Origin of the sequence: Silvimonas sp. (assembly GCF_031291215.1) — a bacterium.
GTDB classification, from domain to species: domain Bacteria; phylum Pseudomonadota; class Gammaproteobacteria; order Burkholderiales; family Chitinibacteraceae; genus Silvimonas; species Silvimonas soli.
Window position 1 is genome coordinate 306524 of record NZ_JARLJK010000136.1, and the last position, 20607, is coordinate 327130.

Genomic DNA, 20607 nt, shown 5'->3' on the forward strand with positions numbered 1-20607 from the left:
AAAATCCCCTGTTAGTCTGGATTCGGTCAGTGATTCAGTCGGTTATCCAACTGTCTATGTATAAGGCTAATTCGGGCAGCTGATTACAAACTCAGCGCTTCGATAACCAGCTTGTCTTCGTTTAACAACACTTGCGCTGGCTTGGATTTCACCGAGGCAGGCAGGGACTCTTCCAGCGTGCGATACACGCCAGCGATCGATACCAGTTCGGCTTCCATGCAAGTGGTAAAAATTCGGGCATTCACGTCACCGCGGGCGCCAGCCAGAGCGCGGCCGCGTAGCGGTGCATAAACGTGGATATGGCCATCAGCGATGACTTCGGCGCCATTTGAAACCAGTGCCAGCACCACCAGATCAGCGCCTTTGGCGTAAACCTGCTGGCCGGTACGCACCGGCTTGGTGATCACCATGGTCGGGATACGTTCGGCCACTACAACCGGAGCCGGTGCGGCAGGCGCACTGACGGTTGCGGCGGAGACCGTTTCATCGGCCAGCACTACCAGCCCGGCTTCTTGCGCAGCCCGCTGTTGCGCGTCGTTGCCACCGTAGGCCCCAATCGGCTTCAGGCCAAATTGGCGCAGCAGATTGACAATGCTGCTGATTTCCAGCGCGCTGGGGCATTGGGGCAACTGATTGAAATCGATAGCGACCTGATCGCCGGTCAGCATGTGCTCGCGACCACCCAGCTTTTCTTGCAATGCAGCTTCAAGCGCGGTGGTGTCGGCGGTGGCGGGAACAAAGGTAAGCAGCTTGAGCCCGATGCTTTTGAATTCGAAGGCGGTAGCGTCAGTACGGGATCGGGACATGGGAAGGGCTGCGGGCCAGACGTTCAAAGGCGAGAGTGTACCGTCTCCCCGGCTGCGGCGGAAGTTATCCACACCATTGAGCGGCGAAACGTTGTCATTTGTTGAAAGCCGGGCGTCTGGTGCGGAAAGTGCGTTGCTGACGGTTACTCCAGCGCCGGAGATAACGCGATGAACCGGCGCACCGCAAAACTAGTAGCAACGCCGTTTCAAGCCGGTCTTCAGCATGATCGTCGTGGCCAGTTCTTCAATAGACAAGCGGGTGGTATTCAGAAACGGAATGTTTTCGTGCTGCATCAGACTTTCGGCCAGCACCACTTCTTGTTCGCAAGTGCGTAACAAGGCGTATTGGCTATCGGGCTTGCGCGACTGGCGAATCTGCGAGAGGCGGCCCGGATCAATACTGATGCCAAATAACTTGCTGCGATGCGCGTGCAAGGGTTTGGGCAGTTTGTGATCGGCAAAGTCTTCTGGTGTGAATGGATAGTTGGCCGCCTTGATGCCATATTGCAGTGCCAAATACAGACAGGTTGGCGTTTTGCCGGAACGCGAAACGCCGACCAGGATTACGTCGGCATCTTGCAGATTGCGGGCCATGCCACCGTCGTCGTGCGTGGTGGCGTAGTTCACCGCGTCGATGCGGTGTTTGTACTCTTCAAAATTGGTGATCGCATGCACCTTGCCAGAGGTGTGCGAGGACTGGCGCTGCAGTTCTTTCTCCAGCGGGCCAATAAACGTCTCGAAGAAGTCCATAGTCAGGGCTTCCTCAATCACAAACAATTTGCGCAGGCTTTCACTGATCAGCGTGCAGAAGACTATCGGCCGGCATTGGTCGGCGGCGGCCTGCGCGCGGATTTGTGCCACTGCTTGCAGGGCTTTGTCTTCGCTATCGATGTACGGCAGCACAATGCGGCGAAAGGTCACGTCGTCAAACTGTGTGATCAGGCTGTGACCAAGCATTTCGGCGGTAATGGCAGTGCGGCCGGAAACGAAGAAAGCAGTACGAAGCATTGCTGGATACTCCAGCCCGACAAGTCGGGGTTTGACGTCAAGGGCGCCAGAGCGCCGGCTAAAACACCAGATTAGAAGGTGCGCCGAACCAGTCCGGTGCGATGCATGATGGTCGTGGCCAGTTCTTCAATCGAGCGGGTGGTTGAACTCAGATAAGGCACGCCGACATGGCGCATCAGCGCTTCGGCCTCCGAAATTTCGAACTGGCAATTATCCAGCGCTGCGTAGCGGCTGCCGGGTTTGCGTTCTTCGCGGATTTGCGCCAGTCGGTCAGCATCGATGGTCAGTCCAAACATTTTGGTGCGATACGGCAACAACAAGCGCGGCAGGGTGTGCGCTCCGAAGTCTTCCGGGGTGAGTGGGTAATTGGCGGCCTTGATGCCATATTGCAGTGCCAGATAAAGGCACGTGGGCGTTTTGGCCGAACGCGAAACACCAATCAGGATAATGTCCGCTTCATTCAAATCTCGCGGCATCACGCCATCGTCATGGCTGATGGCGAAATTCACCGCGTCAATCCGCGTTTTGTATTCTTCAAAATTGGAAATACCGTGAGAGCGGCCTACGGTATGTGAAGATTCACGGCCTAATTCACGTTCCAGTGGATTAATGAATATTTCAAAAAAATCCAGCGTCAGTGCTTGTTCGACGTGAATGATTCGTCGCAACGTTTCATCAACCATGGTTGAAAAAACCAGGGGCCGACATTGATCGGCAGCAGCCTGTTCCCGAATGCGGTTGGCCGCTTCCTGCGCTTTCTCTGGGGTATCGATAAACGGCAAGGCAATGCGGCGAAAATTCACGTCATCGAATTGGGTCAACAAAGAGTGGCCCAGCATTTCCGCCGTGATCCCGGTGCGGTCAGAGACGAAAAAGGCGGTACGCGGCATTGTCAGCAACTCCAGGAAACCAGCACGGTTCGAAAGATAAATTTATCTAGCATAAAGTAGTTCATTCATGCGGGTATTGCCGAAACCCCGTAAGGCATCGTTTGCGCGACAGATGACTTGCCATTATTGCAATTGACACTAATCATTGTGATCGAATGCCACGCCTGCCAGATCAGTAAACCCGATAAAAATCAGACCATTGGTGGCTGTTGGGGCTTTCCCGATCCGGGATTTTCCCGTAATGGTTATCGCCACTATGCGATCCGCGTTCCCAGCCTAGAATGAAGGCCATCCATTCCGCAACGCAACATTTTGACGAGGTCCGCTGATGAATACCACTGTGAACCACGACCCCGCTGCTGCTGGTCAAGCGCTGGTGATTGATTTCACCCAGTTGCGCATGCACCAGGTTGAGCAAGTGGGCGGCAAAAACGCATCACTGGGCGAGATGATCTCCCAACTGGCCGAACAAGGCGTGCGTGTGCCAGGGGGCTTTGCCACCACAGCGGATGCGTATCGGCAGTTTCTGGCACATGAAAGTCTGGCTGACCGCATCGACGGCGCGCTGCACGGGCTGGATGTGGATGATGTCAAAGCACTGGCGCAAGTAGGCAAACAAATCCGTGAGTGGATTGTTGCCACGCCGTTCCCCAAAGCACTGGAAACAGAAATCGCCGCGCATTATCAATTGCTGGGCGACAACGTGACCGTGGCTGTGCGCTCGTCAGCAACCGCGGAAGATTTGCCGGATGCCTCATTTGCTGGCCAGCAAGAAACCTTCCTCAACATTCAGGGCTTTGAAAATATCCTGCATGCCATCAAGGAAGTGTTCGCCTCGCTCTACAACGACCGGGCGATTTCCTACCGCGTGCACAAAGGGTTCGATCACAAGCTGGTCGCGTTGTCGGCCGGGATTCAGCGCATGGTGCGCTCCGACATGGGCGCCGCCGGGGTGATGTTCTCAATTGATACCGAAACCGGTTTTGATCAGGTGGTGTTTGTCACCGCCTCGTATGGTCTGGGCGAAACCGTGGTGCAAGGCGCGGTCAACCCCGATGAGTTCTACGTGCACAAGCCCACGCTGGTTGGTGGTCGGCCAGCGATTGTGCGCAAGCATCTGGGCGGCAAAGCCATCAAGATGGAATTCAATACCGAAAGCGTGGCAGGCAAGTCGGTACGCACGGTAGAGGTTGATCCGGCTGAGCGTCGCCAGTTCTCGATCAGCGATGCCGAGGTGGAAGAACTCGCCCGTTACGCGTTGATTATTGAGAAACACTACCAGCGCCCGATGGATATCGAGTGGGGTCGCGACGGCATCGACGGCAAGTTGTACATCCTGCAAGCGCGTCCGGAAACCGTGAAGTCGCAAGAAAGCGCAACCGATAAACTGACCAAGTTCCGCATGCAGGAACGCAGCACGGTACTGACCGAAGGTCGCGCCATTGGCCAGAAGATTGGTGCGGGCAAGGTACGCATTATTCGCGACGTTTCCGAGATGGATCGCGTAGCACCGGGCGATGTGCTGGTGTCTGACATGACCGACCCGGATTGGGAACCAGTCATGAAACGCGCGGCAGCGATTGTGACCAATCGCGGTGGACGGACCTGCCACGCCGCCATTATTGCGCGTGAGTTGGGCATTCCGGCCGTGGTCGGTTGCGGCGATGCGACGCGCGTTTTGCGCGAAGGCGATGAAGTCACGGTGTCTTGTGCCGAAGGCGATACCGGCAATGTCTACCAGGGCATTCTCAAGTTCGAACGCGTGGACGTCTCGCTGGCCAAAATGCCGGAATCCCCGGTCAAGCTGATGATGAATGTCGGCAATCCCGAACTGGCATTCGAGTTCTGTCAGTTGCCGAACGAAGGTGTGGGTTTGGCACGGCTGGAGTTCATCATCAACCGCATGATCGGTGTGCACCCGAAAGCGCTGCTGGCCTATCCGAATCTGCCGCCAGAACTCAAAACTCAGGTAGAAGACCGTATTGCGGGCTATCGCTCGGCAGTGGATTTCTATGTCGACAAGATCGCCGAAGGTATCGCCACGCTGGCCGCCGCCTTCTGGCCGCGCAAGGTGATCGTGCGCTTGTCGGACTTCAAGTCCAACGAATACGCCAACCTGATTGGCGGGCCGCAGTACGAGCCGCATGAAGAAAATCCGATGCTGGGTTTCCGTGGTGCCTCGCGCTATATCGATCCATCTTTCCGCGATTGTTTTGAACTGGAATGCCGCGCCGCGAAGAAAGTGCGTGACGTGATGGGTTTGACCAACGTCGAGCTGATGATTCCGTTCGTGCGCACGCTGAAAGAGGCGGAAAAGGTCATTGATCTGCTGGCGGAAAACGGCCTCAAGCGTGGCGAGAACGGCTTGCGCGTCATCATGATGTGCGAGATTCCATCCAATGCGGTGCTGGCGGATCGCTTCCTTGATTATTTCGACGGGTTCTCGATTGGCTCCAACGACATGACCCAATTGACGCTAGGGATTGACCGCGATTCGGGCGGCCCGGTTTCGGCCTCGTTTGACGAACGCAACGACGCCGTCAAAGCGATGCTGAGTATGGCCATCAAGGCCTGCAAGGCGCGCGGCAAGTACGTCGGCATCTGCGGGCAAGGCCCGTCTGATCATCCGGATCTGGCGCAGTGGTTGGTGGAAGAGGGTATCGAAACCATCTCGCTGAACCCGGATACGGTCATAGAAACCTGGTTGTTCCTGGCCGGTGAAACTGTACAGACTCACTAATCTGCTGGCTTGGTCACAAAAAACGGAGGCGCTGGGTGGCCTCCGTTTTATTTTTGTGGTTTTTGCTTTGGATCATGCCGGTTAGAATGCAAAGCATCGTCTGGCAGCGTGTGCCACTTTGACCCATCGAGTTAAGCGAAAGGAACTGCAATGTCTTTTACCCGTGCCGATTTTGACCAATACATGGTACCCAACTACTCGCCCGCCGCGTTCGTGCCAGTGCGTGGCGAGGGAAGTCGCGTATGGGATCAGGAAGGTCGTGAATACATCGACTTTGGTGGTGGCATTGCGGTGAACTCACTGGGGCATTGCCATCCGGCGCTGGTCAAAGCGTTGACCGAACAAGGCAACAAGCTATGGCATTTGTCCAATGTGTTCACCAATGAGCCCGCGCTGGCGCTGGCCAAAAAGCTGATCGAACACACTTTTGCCGAGCGCGTATTCTTTTGCAATTCCGGTGCCGAAGCCAACGAAGCTGCGCTCAAGCTGGCACGTCGGGCGAGCATCGAGCAGTTTGGTGAAAACAAACATAAAGTACTGGCCGCGCTCAATTCTTTCCACGGTCGCACTTTCTTTACCGTGTGTGTGGGTGGGCAATCCAAGTATTCAGATGGTTTCGGCCCTCGGCCCGCCGGGATCGAACACTTTGAATACAACAACCTGGATTCGCTCAAAGCGCTGATTGATGACGACACCGCTTGCGTGATTGTTGAGCCGATTCAGGGCGAAGGCGGCGTCACCCCGGCAACGCAAGCATTCTTGCAAGGCGTGCGTGAACTGTGTGACCAACACAATGCCATCCTGATTTTTGATGAAGTGCAGAGCGGCAATGGCCGGTCCGGCAGCTTGTACGCTTATCAGGACTTTGGCGTAACGCCAGACATTCTCTCCACGGCCAAAGGTCTTGGCGGCGGCTTCCCGGTGGGTGCCATGCTGACTACGGAAAAACTGGCAAAGCATCTGGCGGTAGGCACCCACGGCACTACTTATGGTGGAAATCCGCTGGCGTGTGCAGTGGCTGGCGCGGTGCTGGATGTGATTACCGATCCGGCTGTATTGGCTGGCGTTAAAGCCAAAGCCGAGCGCATTCGTTCCCGTTTGTTGGCCATTTCTGCCAAATACCCGGTATTCCAGGAAGTGCGCGGCATGGGCTTGCTGATCGGTGCAGAACTGAATGACCGCTACAAAGGTCGTGCTCGCGATGTGCTGGCTCTTGCTACGCAAGAAGGTGCAATGATCCTGATGGCGGGGCCAGATGTGCTGCGTTTCGCACCATCGCTGGTGATGCCGGATGCGGATATTGACGAAGGTTTGAATCGCTTTGAAAAGGCAATCGCCAAGCTGGTGGCATAAGTCGTCTTTTGCCAGTCCCATAAAAAACCGCCCCTATGGGCGGTTTTTTATGGGTGACACACTTGTCATTCCATCGTGCTGGAGTTCCAGTACGCCTGCTTGATATACGGCTGGGTCGAAAGCCGCTGGGCAATTTTCTCCAGTTGGGCGGAATTGGCTGATGTCGCCAGCAACGTGGCGGTCAGTTCGACATCGTCATCGCCGAATGGCTCGATATCCATATCGCTGAGCGGATATTGCGCTTGATCCAGCAAAGCATCGATCAAGGCCAGCGCATGTTTTTGCTGGTCGCCATCGACCACCACATGCAACTGCCAGGTAACTTCACTGCTGCTATCGCTAATCGGTTGCCGGTTGATGGCGTTCACCAGCGGGCGCAGCAGTGTGTTGGCGGCCAGCACCAGCAAAGCGGTGAGGATGGCGGCATCCAGTTGCCGGGCACCGGCGGCGGCACCTGCCGCAGCCGAGCCCCAGAGCGTAGCGGCCGTGTTCAGGCCGCGCACGTTCAGACCTTCTTTCATGATGGCGCCTGCGCCCAGAAAACCGACGCCAGACACCACGTACGCCACGACGCGGATGGCGCCGCCCGCACCATCCAGCCGGAAAGCCATATCGACGAAGGCCGCAGCGCCAACGGCCACCAGCGTGTTCGTGCGTAAACCCGCAGTGCGCTGGCGGAACTGGCGTTCGTAGCCAATGATGGTGCCCAGAACAAAGGCCACGACGAGCGCAACAAGGGATTGGGCGAAATGCGGTAGATCAAAAGTGAAAACACTGAACATGGGTTCTCCTTGCCGTGGTCTGCGCACCATACGCGCCGAGCACGGCAAAATTGCGACGGCACTTTCAGTCAGCCCGAATGGACAATCCATTCAGTATGAGAAAGTGCGTTGAGCAAAGCAGGTGATTTACATCATCTGCCATGATTAACATTTAAATCGCAATGCGCTGATAGATAAGCGCGCAAGAACTAGCAGAGCGCACCGTCTCGCCGGGCGGCGGGACGATGACCAGAATTGGGCAGGGTCCAGCCGGATCAGCTAACAGGCAAAGCGAAACCGGAAAATATCTGGATATCCAAAGGGGTAGCCCCGAAAAGGAAAACGGCGCGATGGTAAATTCGCGCCGTACTGGCTGTCAACCTTGCTGGGGCAGATTGGTTATCCGACCCGCCGCAGCAAGCGATTATTGAATGAACTTGCTGGCGATCCAGAACAGACCTGCCGCCAGGCCCATTGCTGCGGGCAGCGTCAGTACCCAGGCCAGCAGGATGTTACGGATGGTCGAGCCCTGCAGGCCGGAGCGATTGGCCAGCATGGTGCCCGCTACGCCAGAAGACAGCACATGCGTGGTCGATACGGGTAGACCGAAAATATTGGCAATGCCAATTGATACCGCGGCGGTAATCTGCGCCGACATACCCTGAGCGTAAGTCATGCCTTGTTTGCCGATCTTCTCGCCCACGGTCTGCACCACGCGACGCCAGCCGATCATTGTGCCGACGCCCAGCGCCATGGCCACGGCCAGAATTACCCAGTAGGGCGAGTATTCGGTGGTCGCTGTCAGGTCTTTACGCAACTTTGAGAGGTCTGATTTTTCTGCCGAATCAATGCTTTTCATCGAGCCGACTTTCTTGGCGGTATCGTCCAGACAAAGCAAATTACGGCGCACGCGGTTGCGTGCTTCCGGCGTGATGTCACGATAAGACTGCACGCTGTCGAGCGTGGACAGCAGATCGGCAATCATCGGCTCGGTCATTTGCGGATCACATTTGTACTTGGCCGGCAGCTCGGCAGCAGGGGCTTTGCCCAACGCCAGATATTCGCCCAGCGATGCGTTATTGCGCTGATAGAACTGACGTAAGTGAATGGATGCGTCGCGCGTGCGTTCAATCTGGTAAGCCGTGGCATCCAGATCAACCACAAACTTGGCGGGCACGATGCCGATCAGCACCAACATGATCAAGCCAATGCCTTTCTGGCCGTCATTGGAACCGTGAGCAAAACTGACCGCCAGCGCCGAAACCACCAGCACCAGACGAGTCCAGAACGGCGGATGCTTTTTGCCGTCAACCAGTTTGCGTTGCTCCGGATTCTTGTGCATGCCCGATAAGGGGCGCAGTTTTTTCAGAATAATCAACAACAAACCGGCAATCACCACACCCACAATCGGCGAAATGATCAGCGACAGGCCGATTTCCACGACCTTGCCCCAATTGATGCCGTCATGAATCGAGGTATTCGTCAGCACCGCGTTGGTCAGACCTACGCCGAGGATCGAACCGATGAGGGTGTGCGAACTGGAGGCCGGCAAGCCCAGATACCAGGTGCCCAGGTTCCACAAAATGGCCGACGCCAGCAGGGCGAACACCATCACCAAACCGTGGCTGGTGCTCACGTTGATCAGCAAATCAACCGGCAGCAAATGGACGATGGCATAAGCCACACCCAAACCGCCGAGCAGCACACCGCCGAAATTGAAAATACCGGACAAGACCACCGCCAGATGTGGCGGCATGGATTTGGTATAGATCACCGTAGCCACCGCATTGGCGGTGTCATGAAAACCGTTAATGAATTCGAAAGTCAGGACAAACAACAGCGCCAGCGCAAGGCTGATCGCCACATGAACAGGAATACCGCTAAAAAGATCGGGCATCAGAAGGAGGGGCTTGAAGGCAGGATGGGCCGGATTATCTCAGAATCCGGCCCCGATGAGTGACGTACATTACTAAATATATTGCGCAATTATGACGAACAAGAGACCGATAAGCTGGCCGCCCAGTCCGGCGGCGCGGCGGCATAGTCAGCATATTCAGGTTGTTCAGCGAAAGGTTGGGACAAGCAATCGTGCAGGCGCTGCATCTCGCTGAAGTCGCCTTGTTGTGCTTTGCGGATGGCGATTTCGGCCAGGTGATTGCGCAAAATGTACTTCGGATTGGCAGCGCGGGCGCGTTCCTGAATGACTGCAACCGCATCGCCCGTGGCGGCTACCCGCTCGCGATAGTCAGTTAGCCACAGGTCAAAGGCTTCGCGATCCACAAAGCGATCACGCAACGCCGGGCATGGATGGGCATCTTGCAATCCCAGGGATGCCAGGTCACGCCAGAAGTTGGTCCAGTCGGTGCGCCCGGCTTGCAGCAGATTAAACAGCGCGGTCAACAAACCCCAATCTTCATCGCGCCAGTCCGGCAAGCCCAGCTTGGACTGAAATTGTGCGGCAAAGGCGGTTTCGAACAGGTCTTGAAAAGTATGCAAAGCAGCGATGGCTGCTTCGCGATCCAGCAACGGCAATAGCGCCTGAGCCAGCGCCTGCAGATTCCATAAAGCGATTTGTGGCTGCTGGTTATAAGCGTAGCGGCCACTTTCATCGGAATGATTGCAGATATGGCCCGCGTCAAAGCCGTCCATAAAGCCAAATGGGCCGTAATCCAGGGTCAGACCAAGAATCGACATATTGTCGGTATTCATTACGCCATGACAAAAGCCGACTGCTTGCCAATGCGCCAGCAAGATGGCGGTACGGGCAATCACGGCTTCCAGCAGTGCCAACGCAGGCGAGGCCGCGTCTGCGCATTCTGGATAGAAATGTTCGATGGTCCAGTCGACCAGTGTGCGCAACCCTTCATGATCGCCGTGATGGCAATAGAATTCGAAATGACCGAAACGCACGAAGGTGGGGGCGACGCGTGCCACCACGGCGGCGGTTTCCCGGGTCTCGCGCCAGATGGCTTCGGGCGATGCCGTCATCGCCAACGCCCGGGTAGTGGGAATGCCCAAGCCGTACATGGCTTCAGAGCACAGGTATTCACGAATGCTGGAACGCAAAACTGCGCGGCCATCGGCGCGCCGGGACCACGGCGTAGGGCCGGCGCCTTTAAGCTGGATTTCTTGCACAATGCCATTGCGGTCTTTGACTTCCGCAATCAGAATCGCCCGCCCATCGCCCAATTGCTGAACGTAAACCCCGAACTGATGCCCGCAGTACACGCTGGCCAGTGGCTCGCTACCAGGAATCAGTAAATTGCCGGTCAGGTAGTCCGTTAATCCGACATGTGCGTTTGTATCAGGATCAAGTCCCAGTTGTGCGGCCAGCGGCGCGTTCCAGATTGCCAGAACCGGCTCGGCTAATGGCGTGGGTGCAACCTTGGCGAAAAAGCGCTCCGGCAAGAGCTGGAAGCGGGGAGTTAGCGCAAGTCGGGCAAAAGTGTCGTTCACGTTTTACAATCCAGTGTTTGTCGGATGTGTCCGCCATGTATCCGGTTTAATTGTTGAGTTGTTTTGTCGGGTATTATATCACCCAAAACGACCAAGCCATCCTAGGAGAGGTGTGCGTGAGCGAGAAAGCACCGGTCACCGCGGCGATTCGCATGCTGCGCCAGCATAAAGCGTCTTATACCGAGCACTTATACGACTACGAAGAAAAAGGCGGCACGACAGTCTCGGCCCGTGAATTGGGCGTGCCAGAACACGCCGTCATCAAAACCTTGATCATGGAAGACGAAGCAAAGCAGCCCATGGTGGTGTTGATGCATGGCGATTGCGAAGTCTCTACCAAAAATCTGGCGCGGCTACTGCACAAGAAAACCATCCACCCCTGTTCGCCGGATATCGCCAACAAGCATTCGGGATATATGGTGGGCGGGACATCGCCGTTTGGCACGCGCAAGCCGATGCCGGTGTACATGGAAAGCAGCATTTTGGCGCTGGAACGAATTTATCTGAATGGCGGAAAACGCGGATTTCTGGTGGGAATTGCGCCTGCCGTTGCCCAAGACATTTTGCAGCCCGTACTGGTCGATGTGGCCATCGCCCGTGGCGAAAGCCACTAAGACCAGCAAACGCCGGAACGCATCCGGCAAGCACATTCCAGCTTAAGGAATGGCTAATAAGCACAGAACATAATCTCACTTTTTCAGCAAAGGCATCAGCATGGGGCATCGCTTAAGCAAGATCACCACTCGCACCGGAGACGACGGCAGCACCGGACTGGGGGATGGCTCCCGTGTTGCCAAGGATCACCTGCGCATTCATGTGCTGGGAGAGGTGGATGAGCTGAATTCGCAAATTGGGGTAGTGCTAGCGGAGGATTTGCCGGCTATTGCCAGCGAGTGCCTGGTGCTGGTGCAGCATGACTTGTTCGATCTGGGGGGCGAGTTGTGCATACCCGGTCGCGTCGCCTTGGGCGAAGCGCATCTATTGCGGCTGGAAGAGGCCGTCGAACAGTTCAACTCACAGCTATCGCCACTCAAGGAATTCATCCTGCCGGGTGGTACGCGCGCAGCGGCAGCCTTGCATGTTGCCCGCTGCATTGCTCGCCGCGCTGAGCGAGCACTGGTTACGCTGCGGGCCGCCGAGGAGGGTATCTCGGAGAACTCGCTGCGATATCTGAACCGATTGTCGGACCTGCTGTTTGTGATGGCACGCATTGCCAACCAGCACGGCGGCACCGGTGACGTGCTGTGGCAGCCGGGCCTTAATGCTCAGGCCATGGACTGATCCCTTGTACCCATTCATGATTTTCTTTTGTCCTGGTCCGCTGCATGCGTGATTTGAATCTTTCGTCTTTACGCTCGGCGGGCGACGCAGCGCATCGCCTACCCATTGTGTCCGGTCTGGTGCTGTTGGCATTTGTATTGGCCTGGCTATTGCCTGGTCTGGTGGGGCATGAACCCTGGAAACCTGACGAGGGCTACACCTTTGGTCTGGTTGAAAATATCGTCAAAACCGGTGACTGGGTTGTGCCAACGCTGGCCGGTGAGCCTTTCATGGAAAAGCCGCCCATTTTCTTTGTGACGGCGGCGTATTTCTTGCAAGCGTTTGGCGGCTGGATGCCGCTACACGATGCGGCTCGTCTGGCTTCGGGCTTCTGGCTGGTGATCGCCATGGTCGGGATCGCACTGGCGACACGGCAGATGTTTGGCAAAGGCTCCGGGCGCTGGGCCATCTTTTTGTTGCTCGGCTGCATTGGTTTGCCATTGCGTGCGCACCAACTCATTACTGATACCGCGCTGTTCGCGGGCATGGCATGGGGCATCTGCGGGCTGACCTATGCCCTGAGTCGGCCAATCTGGGGTGGCATCATGTTGGGGCTGGGCGGTACGGTCTCATTCCTGTCCAAAGGGCTGCTCGGGCCGGGATGTCTCGGGCTTACCGCAATTTTGCTACCGGTGTTGCTGCCCGCTTTTCGTAATTCGCGCTATGCCAAAGCGATTGTATTAAGCGTGATTGTGGGTGCGCCGTTGCCGGTGCTGTGGATGTTTCGGCTGTATACCCGTAATCCCGAACTGTTCCAGGTCTGGTTTCGCATCAACAACTTTGGCCGCTTTAATGGCACGGCCCACCTTGGCCCGGCGGCCACACCTTTCTTTTATCTCAAGACGTTGCCTTGGTATGCCTTTCCCGCCTTACCGCTGACATTGTGGGGGTTCTGGCGTGCATCTCGCGGCGCGGTTCATCTGGATGCCGTCAAAGTTGCGCCAGCGGTACTGTGCTTTCTGGTCAGCTTTGGCGTGCTGGTGATCGCATCCGATGCCCGCGAGCTGTACGCCATGCCGTTACTGGCGCCGTTGGCCATGCTGGGGGTGGCCGGTCTGGTGGAATATCGCGAGCCTGATCGTGGCTGGAGCGCTATCTCGATTCTGGTCACGGTACTTGCGTTGATACTGATGGGTTTGCTGCTAACGACTGGCTATGCCTTGTCGACAGGCGAGCCTCACGCCTTGACGACGCTGCTGACGCATCGTTTGTTTGTAGGCTGGATGCCTGCCTGGCACCCCGCCAACTGGGTGGCGTACGGCGCATTGCTGCTGGTGATCGTCATGCTTTGGCGCCGTGTGCCGCGTGGCCTGCCTGCGGGCTTCGTCTGGCGGTGGTCGTTGCTGATTGTGATGACGTGGGGCGGGATTGCAACGCTGTGGTTGCCCGCGCTCGATTTTGGCATGCGTTACCGCGAAGTGTTCATGACACTCAAGCCCGAATTATCAAGGTTGAACGATAAAGGCGAGTGCGTGGCCAGCTTGTGGCTGGGCGAGCCGCAGCGTGCCTTGCTCGATTACTACACGCATTACCGTACCTTGCGGCTGGAATCCTCGGCGGCGGGCTGGTCATGCCATTGGTTGCTGATCCAGAGCCGCCATGATCAATTGCCGGATGTCGCTCATGGTGTGCAACCTGCTTTTGTGGCGGCTCGCCCCGGCGACTTCAACGAGCGCTACATGCTGTTCCAGTTTCCGCAAACCATCCGCCAGATTTGGCCGGATGACGACATGCGGCCAGACCCGCGTGAAGCAAAGTAAAGCGTCAGTGGTGGTTGGCCTTGCTTGAGGCTGGGCAATAAAAAACGGGAGACCAGGTCTCCCGTTTTTTATTGCTGATTCATCACCTGGAAGGGCGATGAAACAGGCTTGATCAATCCACCAGTTCGCGTGCTGCGCCAACCTGGTCTTTGTACGCATCAAAGATACCTTTGAGCGAATCGGCCATGCTGGTGGTCGGCGCCCAGTTCAGATCTGCCTTGGTGTTGTCGATCTTCGGTACGCGGTTTTGGACGTCCTGGTAACCCTTGCCGTAGTACTCAGCGGAGGTGGTTTCCACAACGTTGACCTTGGCCACGCCATCGGCGTATTCCGGATATTGCTTGGCCAGGTCGATCATCATGCTGGCCAGATCACGCACCGAGTAGTTGTTGACCGGGTTGCCGATGTTGTAGATCTGACCGGAAGCGATGCCATCCTTGTTGTCGATGATCTTCATCAGCGCATCGATGCCATCGTCAATGTACGTGAAGGCACGTTTTTGATGGCCGCCATCCACCAGCTTGATGGTTTCGCCACGCACGATATGGCCAAGGAACTGGCTGATCACGCGGCTGGAACCTTCCTTGGTGGTGTGGATGCTGTCCAGACCAGCGCCGATCCAGTTGAACGGACGGAACAACGTGTAGTTCAGACCTTGTTCCATGCCATAAGCGTGAATCACGCGGTCCATCAGTTGCTTGGAGCAGGAGTAAATCCAGCGCGGCTTGTTGATCGGGCCACAGATCAGTTCCGAGTTGTCCGGATCGAATTCGTCGTCGTGACACATGCCGTACACCTCAGAGGTGGACGGGAACACCAGATGTTTTTTGTACTGCAAAGCCTGACGCACGATCGGCAGATTGGCTTCGAAGTCCAGTTCAAACACGCGCAGCGGGTTGTTCACATAAGTGGAAGGCGTTGCGATGGCTACCAGCGGCAGCACGACATCACACTTCTTCACGTGGTATTCGATCCATTCCTTGTTGATGGTGATATCACCTTCAAAGAAGTGGAAACGCTTGTGGTCGAGGAATTCACCAATCTTGTTGGTGAACATGTCCATGCCGAACACTTCCCAATCGGTTGTTTCCAGAATGCGCTTGGTCAGGTGGTGGCCGATGAAGCCATTCACGCCCAGAATCAGCACTTTTTTCATTCTTAATGTCCTTCTCAGGTGTAACCAATCAATTAAAAATCCAGCCGGGCTGCCAGACCCATTGGGGTCACAATCAATTCAGGCAAACCGGCGGCAACAAATCATTCACTCAGCAGCAGGGTGCGACCGGGAAAGCCGGACACCATCTGGGTGGTAAGCGGCTGGCCGTTCAATTCAGCTTCCAGAATCTGCAAAAAACCGCCTTGGGCCGTGGTGGCGATCAACTTGTCGTGTTCGGCCATCAACGCGGCACGTGGTGCTTGCCCGGTGGCTTGCAAAATGCGCGTACGCCACAAAATCAGCCGACCCTGTGCGGTGTCGCAAAAAGCACCGGGGTAAGGGTGGGTTACAGCTCGGACCAGATTATGAACCTGAGTGATCGACTGGTTCCAGTCGATTCGTCCGTCTTCGGCTTTGCGGCCGCCAAAATACGCTCCCAAGCTTAAGTCTTGCTGAACAAACTGCGCAGTGCCGTTCAACAAACCGGGCAGGGCACGATTCAGACAGATTTCAGCCGCTACAGTCACTTTCTCAAAGACTTCTTCAGCCGTGTCATCGGGCAGGATGGGGATCGCCTGTTGATCCACCAACGGGCCGTTGTCTGGCTTGACGTTCATGACATGCAATGTCGCACCGGTTTCGGTCTCGCCCTTGATGATCGCCCAGTTTACCGGCACCCGGCCGCGATACTTGGGTAGCAGCGATCCATGCATGTTGAATGCGCCGTACTTCGCGGATTCCAGCAGCGTGGCCTTGAGCATGTTGCGGTAGTAGAACGAGAACAGAAAGTCCGGCTTCAGACCGGCAATGCGCTGCTCCACTTCTGGCACATTGGGGTTTTCTGGCGTGATAAACGGAATGTCGTAATCACGGCAAACCTGCGCTACCGAACCAAACCAGATGTTCTCGTTCGGATTGTCTTCATGGGTTACTACCAGCGCGACGTCAACGCCTTGCGCCAGCAGCACCTTCAGGCAGCGCACGCCAACGTTGTGGTAGGCAAAAACAACGGCACGACTCATGACTCATCCTTTTGCTGCAAGATCGCGGTAATGAGGTAGCGCGGGCGCTGGCGTACTTCGTGATAAATACGACCAATGTATTCACCCAACAAGCCGATGCCGAACAGCGCAATACCGATCAGGAAGAAGGCAATGGCAAACAAGGTAAACAGACCGCCAACTTCCGGCCCGAAAAAAATACGGCGACCGATCAGCAGCAGCACCAACAGGCCCGACAGCAGCGAGATCACCATGCCCATCATCGAGAACGCCTGCAGTGGCACAATCGAAAAGCCCGTCATCAAGTCAAAGTTCAAGCGGATCAGGCTGTACAGCGAATATTTGGATTCACCCGCATGGCGCTCTTCGTGACCGACAATCACTTCGGTGGGGTTTTGCGAGAACGAATACGCCAGAGCCGGAATAAACGTATGCATTTCGGCACACTGGTTAATCAACTGAATAATGCGGCGATCATAGGCGCGCAGCATACAGCCCTGATCGGTCATTTTGATGCTGGTGAGCTTTTCGCGCAGGCCGTTCATCGCACGGCTGGCGATGTGACGCCACCAGGAATCATTGCGTTTACGGCGAATGGAACCGACGTAATCGTGGCCTTTGTCCATTTCAGCCAGCAAAGTGCCAACGTCTTCGGGCGGGTTCTGCAGATCGGCGTCCATGGTCACAATGCGCAAACCGCGCGCATGTTCAAAGCCCGCCAGAATGGCCCGATGCTGGCCGAAATTGCCATTCAGCAATACGACGCGAGTGACATCAGGGCGCGTTTCAAACTGTGCGGACAGCACACCGGCCGAGCGGTCGCGGCTGCCGTCATTGACGAACAGCACTTCATAGGTTTTACCCAAGGCATCCATGGCCGGGTAAAGCCGGTCGAACAAGGCTTGCAGTCCAGCCTCTTCGTTGTAAACAGGGATAACAACCGTTACTTCTGGATGGCTCATGGTGATATTTTTTGTCGCTGATGAATGGGAAAAGCCGGGCGCTTGCGTCCGGCCAGATAATTCGATGTTGTTGTTATAACGTGGCGCGTCGGTCATTGGCGAACTCTCGTGCCACGGGCACACATTGGATCAAGCGGCTAGAACAGGCAGCAACACATTGCGCAGTGCGGCGCAGACGCGGCTGACATCTTCGTTCTGCATGGCCGGGAACAGCGGCAGGCTTACTGTGGATTCACCCACCCGTTCGGCGTGAGGATACATGCCTTCCTTGAAGCCACGGGCGCGATACAGGCTAAACAAATGCAAGGCTGGGTAGTGGATACCTACGCCAATGCCTTGATCCTTCATACGGTTGATGAATTCGCCGCGGCTGATGCTCATGCGTGCCAGTGGCAGCAGCGGCTGGAACATATGCCAGTTGCTGTCATCGGACCACACCGGCATGGTCAAGCCCAGAGCAGGGTCGATTTGCTCGAAGTACAGCTTGGCCAGTTCTACCCGGCGCGCGTTAAAGGCATCCAGTCGCTTCAATTGGCCCAGGCCCACTGCCGCCGAGACATCGGTCAGATTGTATTTGCCGCCGGGCAAGGCGCAATCCATGGTGCCGTCTGGAAAGCGCGTCACGCCTTGCAGGCGCCATTTTTCAAACAGGCGCGCTTCTTCAGCATTGTTCATAACCAGCGCACCGCCTTCGGTGGTGGTCATGTTCTTGTTGGGGTGAAACGATACTGAACACAGGTCGCCAAAGCTGCCAACCCGCTTGCCACCCCAAGTTGCACCTTGCGATTGGGCGGCGTCTTCCAGTACGCGCAGATTATGCTTTTTGGCGATGGCGTACAGGCGATCACGATCCACCGGCAAGCCCGCCAGATCCACCGGCAAGATTGCCTTGGTGCGGGGCGTGATGGCGGCTTCGACCAGATCCAGATCAATATTACGTGTGGCCGGGTCGACATCTACCAGCACCGGCGTAGCGCCCGCGTTGATGATGATATTGGTGGTGGCAACCCAGGTCATCGGTGTGGTGATGACTTCATCGCCGGGTCCGATGTTCATCAGATGCAATGCGATTTCCATGGCGCCGGTCGCAGAATTGACCACGCGCACCGGCCGGCCGCCAAAGTATTCAGACAACCCGGCTTCCAGTGCTTGCACTTTGGGGCCGCTGGTAATCCAGCCACTGCGCAGCACATTGGCTACATCGGCAATGGTTTCTTCGTCAATGGAAGGGCGGGTAAACGGCAAAAAATCAGTCATCGCAACAATCAACTCCGAGCAATCAGGAAAACGCCAACCATGATGATGCCAATGCCGGCGACGCGTTGTGAACTCAACGCTTCACCAAATAACTGCCAAGCCAGCAGCGCGTTGACAACATAACCAATCGACAGCATCGGGTAGGCCACGCTGACCTCAACCCGCGACAGCGCCAGAATCCACACCACCACGCTGATTACATAGCAACTCAGGCCAGTCAGGATGTACGGATTGGTGCCCAGCTGCCAGCCTATCGGCAAAGCGTTAGAGAGCGAAAACTCAAAGTGACCAATGGTGCGTACGCCGGCTTTAAGGGCCAGTTGCGCGCCGGCATTGAGCAGCACGCCAATCAGAATCAACAGAAATTCAAGGGGTTTCATGGTTTGGCAATCACAATGCGACGCGGGTCGCTGGTTACGACAGTCATGGGCAAGCCGAGCTTTTGCAGCTTGTCATAGGTACCTTTGGCCATCACGGCCATGGGCGCGGCATCGGTTTGCCAGCGGCGCATGAATTCATCCAGATGGATCAGTTTGTCGGGTTCGGAAGTCTGACCCAGTTTGAATTCATCGACGTAATCCACAAATTGCAGCGTTCGTTTCAGATAAAACGGCAGCGTCTGATCGTAATAATCAACCGAATACAGCGTTGTTTGCGGCGTAATGCGTGGCTGCATGGCCTGCACGAGGTAATAGCTGGAATTGGTAGCGGCGAAAGACTCGTGTCCGACCATTGGCAACTGGCAGCCAATCAATCCGCCGATCACGGCGCTGGCAATTGCCGCGTTTTTACAGCCTTTGCTGGCGAAGACCCAGGCAGCAATACCTGCAGCGGTCAGTACCACCCCAGCCGCGGTAAGCCACAAGGAATACGCGTGGTTAATGGCAACGGGCGTGCGGTAGTTACCGTGCATGCCAAAAATCTGCGCGCCGATGATCAACGCGATCCCGGCTATCACCAGCCAGCCCAGATGCCAGCGCAATGCCTTGGCGGAAACCCGGTCCAGCACTTGTGCAGCCAGCATGGCCAACGCCGGAAAAATCGGCAGGATGTAAGAGGGCAGCTTGGAATCAGATTTGGAGAAAAACGCAAAAATGAATACGGCCCAGATCAGTAGAAAACGGTTGGTCTGAAAACGCTGGCTAGTTTCTTTCTGCCAACCTGTTTTCAATGCTTGCGGCAAAAAGCTGGTCCACGGAATCATCCCGGCGATCAGGATCGGGATGAAGTACCACAATGGCCCGACTCGGTTGTGCTCGGTGGTGGTAAAACGCTGGAAATGCTCATGCACAAAGAAGAACCAGAGGAACTCCGAATTGGCGCGAGACACCAGAAAGAACCAGGGCACTGTGATCAACAACATCAACAGCAAACCCTTGACGATATGCAGCTTCAACCACATCCGGGCATCGCGCTGGATGATCGAATACAACACCAGCACGGCGCCGGGCAGCACCAGTCCGATCAAACCCTTGGACAGAATCGCCAGGCCCATGGCGGCCCAACAGGTGAGCATCCAGTTGCGGGTTTCTTTGGCGGTGGCAGAGTCACGCTGGGCGAGTACAAACGCGCCCATGCCTAACGTCATGAAATAGCTGACGCCCATATCCAGCGTCAGAAAGTGCCCATTACCCAGCCACCAGGCGCAGCTGGCCAGCATGGCTGCGGCGTACCAGGCGGTGCGCTCACCCCACAGGCGACGGGAAACATAAAACGTAAACAGGATGCCCAGAAAGCCGGTCAGCCCCGGCCAGATGCGGGCGGCGAATTCGCTCTCGCCCAACACTTCAAAGCTGGCGGCGGTGGCCCAATATTGCAGTGCGGGCTTCTCGAAATACTTGATGCCATTCAGACGCGGCGTAACCCAGTCACCAGAGACAGTCATCTCGCGCGCGATTTCGGAGTAACGGCCTTCATCCGGATTGATGACTTTGCGGTAACCCAGCGTACCGAACCACAGAACGGCAAGCAGAATCACGAGCAACAGGCGAGCCCAAGGCTTGGAGGTGAATTCAGTCATCTGATCAGCATAGCGTCAAAACGCGGCATTGTACCTGAATGGCAGGCCTCACAGCTTAGGGCAGACTTATGCCTCTGTAACGGTCGTTTGCTGGCAGACAATGAAACAGTGGCCGAG

The 20607-nt window shown here is 56.1% G+C and carries 17 protein-coding genes; 5 read left to right on the top strand and 12 right to left on the bottom strand.

What is annotated here, in order from left to right; genetic code table 11:
• Nucleotides 1-83 precede the first annotated feature (83 nt).
• From minC to P4L78_RS16980, 3 genes are all read right to left on the bottom strand, one after another.
• The gene (gene minC, locus P4L78_RS16970; protein ID WP_309329270.1) at nt 84-806 is read right to left on the bottom strand and encodes a septum site-determining protein MinC; all 723 of its coding nucleotides are present in this window, start codon (nt 804-806) and stop codon (nt 84-86) included.
• Between the two features lie 189 nt (nt 807-995).
• Entirely contained in the window at nt 996-1814 is an 819-nt protein-coding gene (locus P4L78_RS16975; RefSeq protein WP_309329274.1) for a pyruvate, water dikinase regulatory protein, read from the bottom strand.
• A gap of 71 nt (nt 1815-1885) precedes the next feature.
• Nucleotides 1886-2704 (bottom strand): pyruvate, water dikinase regulatory protein, encoded by an 819-nt coding sequence (locus tag P4L78_RS16980; protein WP_283149309.1) that lies wholly within the window; start codon nt 2702-2704, stop codon nt 1886-1888.
• Nucleotides 2705-3032: 328 nt separating this feature from the next.
• Here P4L78_RS16980 and ppsA point away from each other — a divergent pair, with 328 nt between their 5' ends.
• Together ppsA and P4L78_RS16990 are read left to right on the top strand one after the other, a co-directional pair.
• Nucleotides 3033-5444, top strand: coding sequence for a phosphoenolpyruvate synthase (gene ppsA / locus P4L78_RS16985; RefSeq protein ID WP_309329279.1), 2412 nt, complete (start codon nt 3033-3035; stop codon nt 5442-5444).
• A gap of 150 nt (nt 5445-5594) precedes the next feature.
• Nucleotides 5595-6797, top strand: coding sequence for an aspartate aminotransferase family protein (locus P4L78_RS16990; RefSeq protein WP_309329283.1), 1203 nt, complete (start codon nt 5595-5597; stop codon nt 6795-6797).
• Between the two features lie 65 nt (nt 6798-6862).
• On the opposite strand, the gene P4L78_RS16995 is transcribed toward P4L78_RS16990, so the two are convergent.
• The 3 genes from P4L78_RS16995 to P4L78_RS17005 all read right to left on the bottom strand — a co-directional run bounded on the left by P4L78_RS16995 (nt 6863) and on the right by P4L78_RS17005 (nt 11014).
• Nucleotides 6863-7579 carry an MgtC/SapB family protein gene (locus tag P4L78_RS16995; RefSeq protein WP_309329286.1) on the bottom strand — a complete coding sequence of 239 codons (717 nt, stop codon included), beginning with the start codon at nt 7577-7579 and terminating at the stop codon, nt 6863-6865.
• A gap of 403 nt (nt 7580-7982) precedes the next feature.
• Nucleotides 7983-9455: an inorganic phosphate transporter gene (locus P4L78_RS17000; protein ID WP_283149313.1), complete on the bottom strand. Its 1473-nt coding sequence runs from the start codon at nt 9453-9455 to the stop codon at nt 7983-7985.
• A gap of 89 nt (nt 9456-9544) precedes the next feature.
• On the bottom strand, nt 9545-11014 hold the full coding sequence (locus P4L78_RS17005) for a protein adenylyltransferase SelO family protein (RefSeq protein WP_309329290.1): 1470 nt from the start codon (nt 11012-11014) through the stop codon (nt 9545-9547).
• A 116-nt stretch (nt 11015-11130) separates the two neighbouring features.
• Here P4L78_RS17005 and ybaK point away from each other — a divergent pair, with 116 nt between their 5' ends.
• The 3 genes from ybaK (at nt 11131) to P4L78_RS17020 (ending at nt 14094) form a co-directional block, all read left to right on the top strand.
• Nucleotides 11131-11628 carry a Cys-tRNA(Pro) deacylase gene (gene ybaK, locus P4L78_RS17010; RefSeq protein WP_283149315.1) on the top strand — a complete coding sequence of 166 codons (498 nt, stop codon included), beginning with the start codon at nt 11131-11133 and terminating at the stop codon, nt 11626-11628.
• Nucleotides 11629-11728: 100 nt separating this feature from the next.
• Nucleotides 11729-12295: a cob(I)yrinic acid a,c-diamide adenosyltransferase gene (locus P4L78_RS17015; protein ID WP_283149316.1), complete on the top strand. Its 567-nt coding sequence runs from the start codon at nt 11729-11731 to the stop codon at nt 12293-12295.
• A gap of 44 nt (nt 12296-12339) precedes the next feature.
• A complete protein-coding gene (locus P4L78_RS17020; RefSeq protein WP_309329293.1) occupies nt 12340-14094 on the top strand; it encodes a hypothetical protein in 1755 nt (584 codons plus the stop codon).
• Between the two features lie 112 nt (nt 14095-14206).
• Here the strand turns inward: P4L78_RS17020 and P4L78_RS17025 are convergent, their stop codons facing one another.
• The 6 genes from P4L78_RS17025 to P4L78_RS17050 all read right to left on the bottom strand — a co-directional run bounded on the left by P4L78_RS17025 (nt 14207) and on the right by P4L78_RS17050 (nt 20490).
• A complete protein-coding gene (locus P4L78_RS17025; protein ID WP_283149318.1) occupies nt 14207-15250 on the bottom strand; it encodes a bifunctional UDP-4-keto-pentose/UDP-xylose synthase in 1044 nt (347 codons plus the stop codon).
• Between the two features lie 101 nt (nt 15251-15351).
• On the bottom strand, nt 15352-16272 hold the full coding sequence (locus tag P4L78_RS17030) for a formyltransferase (RefSeq protein ID WP_309329298.1): 921 nt from the start codon (nt 16270-16272) through the stop codon (nt 15352-15354).
• A complete protein-coding gene (locus P4L78_RS17035; protein ID WP_309329301.1) occupies nt 16269-17213 on the bottom strand; it encodes a glycosyltransferase in 945 nt (314 codons plus the stop codon). The genes P4L78_RS17030 and P4L78_RS17035 overlap by 4 nt, the downstream gene beginning before the upstream one ends.
• A gap of 129 nt (nt 17214-17342) precedes the next feature.
• Nucleotides 17343-18470: a DegT/DnrJ/EryC1/StrS aminotransferase family protein gene (locus P4L78_RS17040; protein WP_309329304.1), complete on the bottom strand. Its 1128-nt coding sequence runs from the start codon at nt 18468-18470 to the stop codon at nt 17343-17345.
• An 8-nt stretch (nt 18471-18478) separates the two neighbouring features.
• Entirely contained in the window at nt 18479-18850 is a 372-nt protein-coding gene (locus tag P4L78_RS17045) for an SMR family transporter (protein ID WP_283149322.1), read from the bottom strand.
• Nucleotides 18847-20490, bottom strand: a complete 1644-nt coding sequence (locus tag P4L78_RS17050; RefSeq protein ID WP_309329309.1) for a glycosyltransferase family 39 protein — start codon at nt 20488-20490, stop codon at nt 18847-18849. Before P4L78_RS17050 ends, P4L78_RS17045 begins: the two co-directional genes overlap by 4 nt.
• Between the last annotated feature and the right edge of the window lie 117 nt (nt 20491-20607).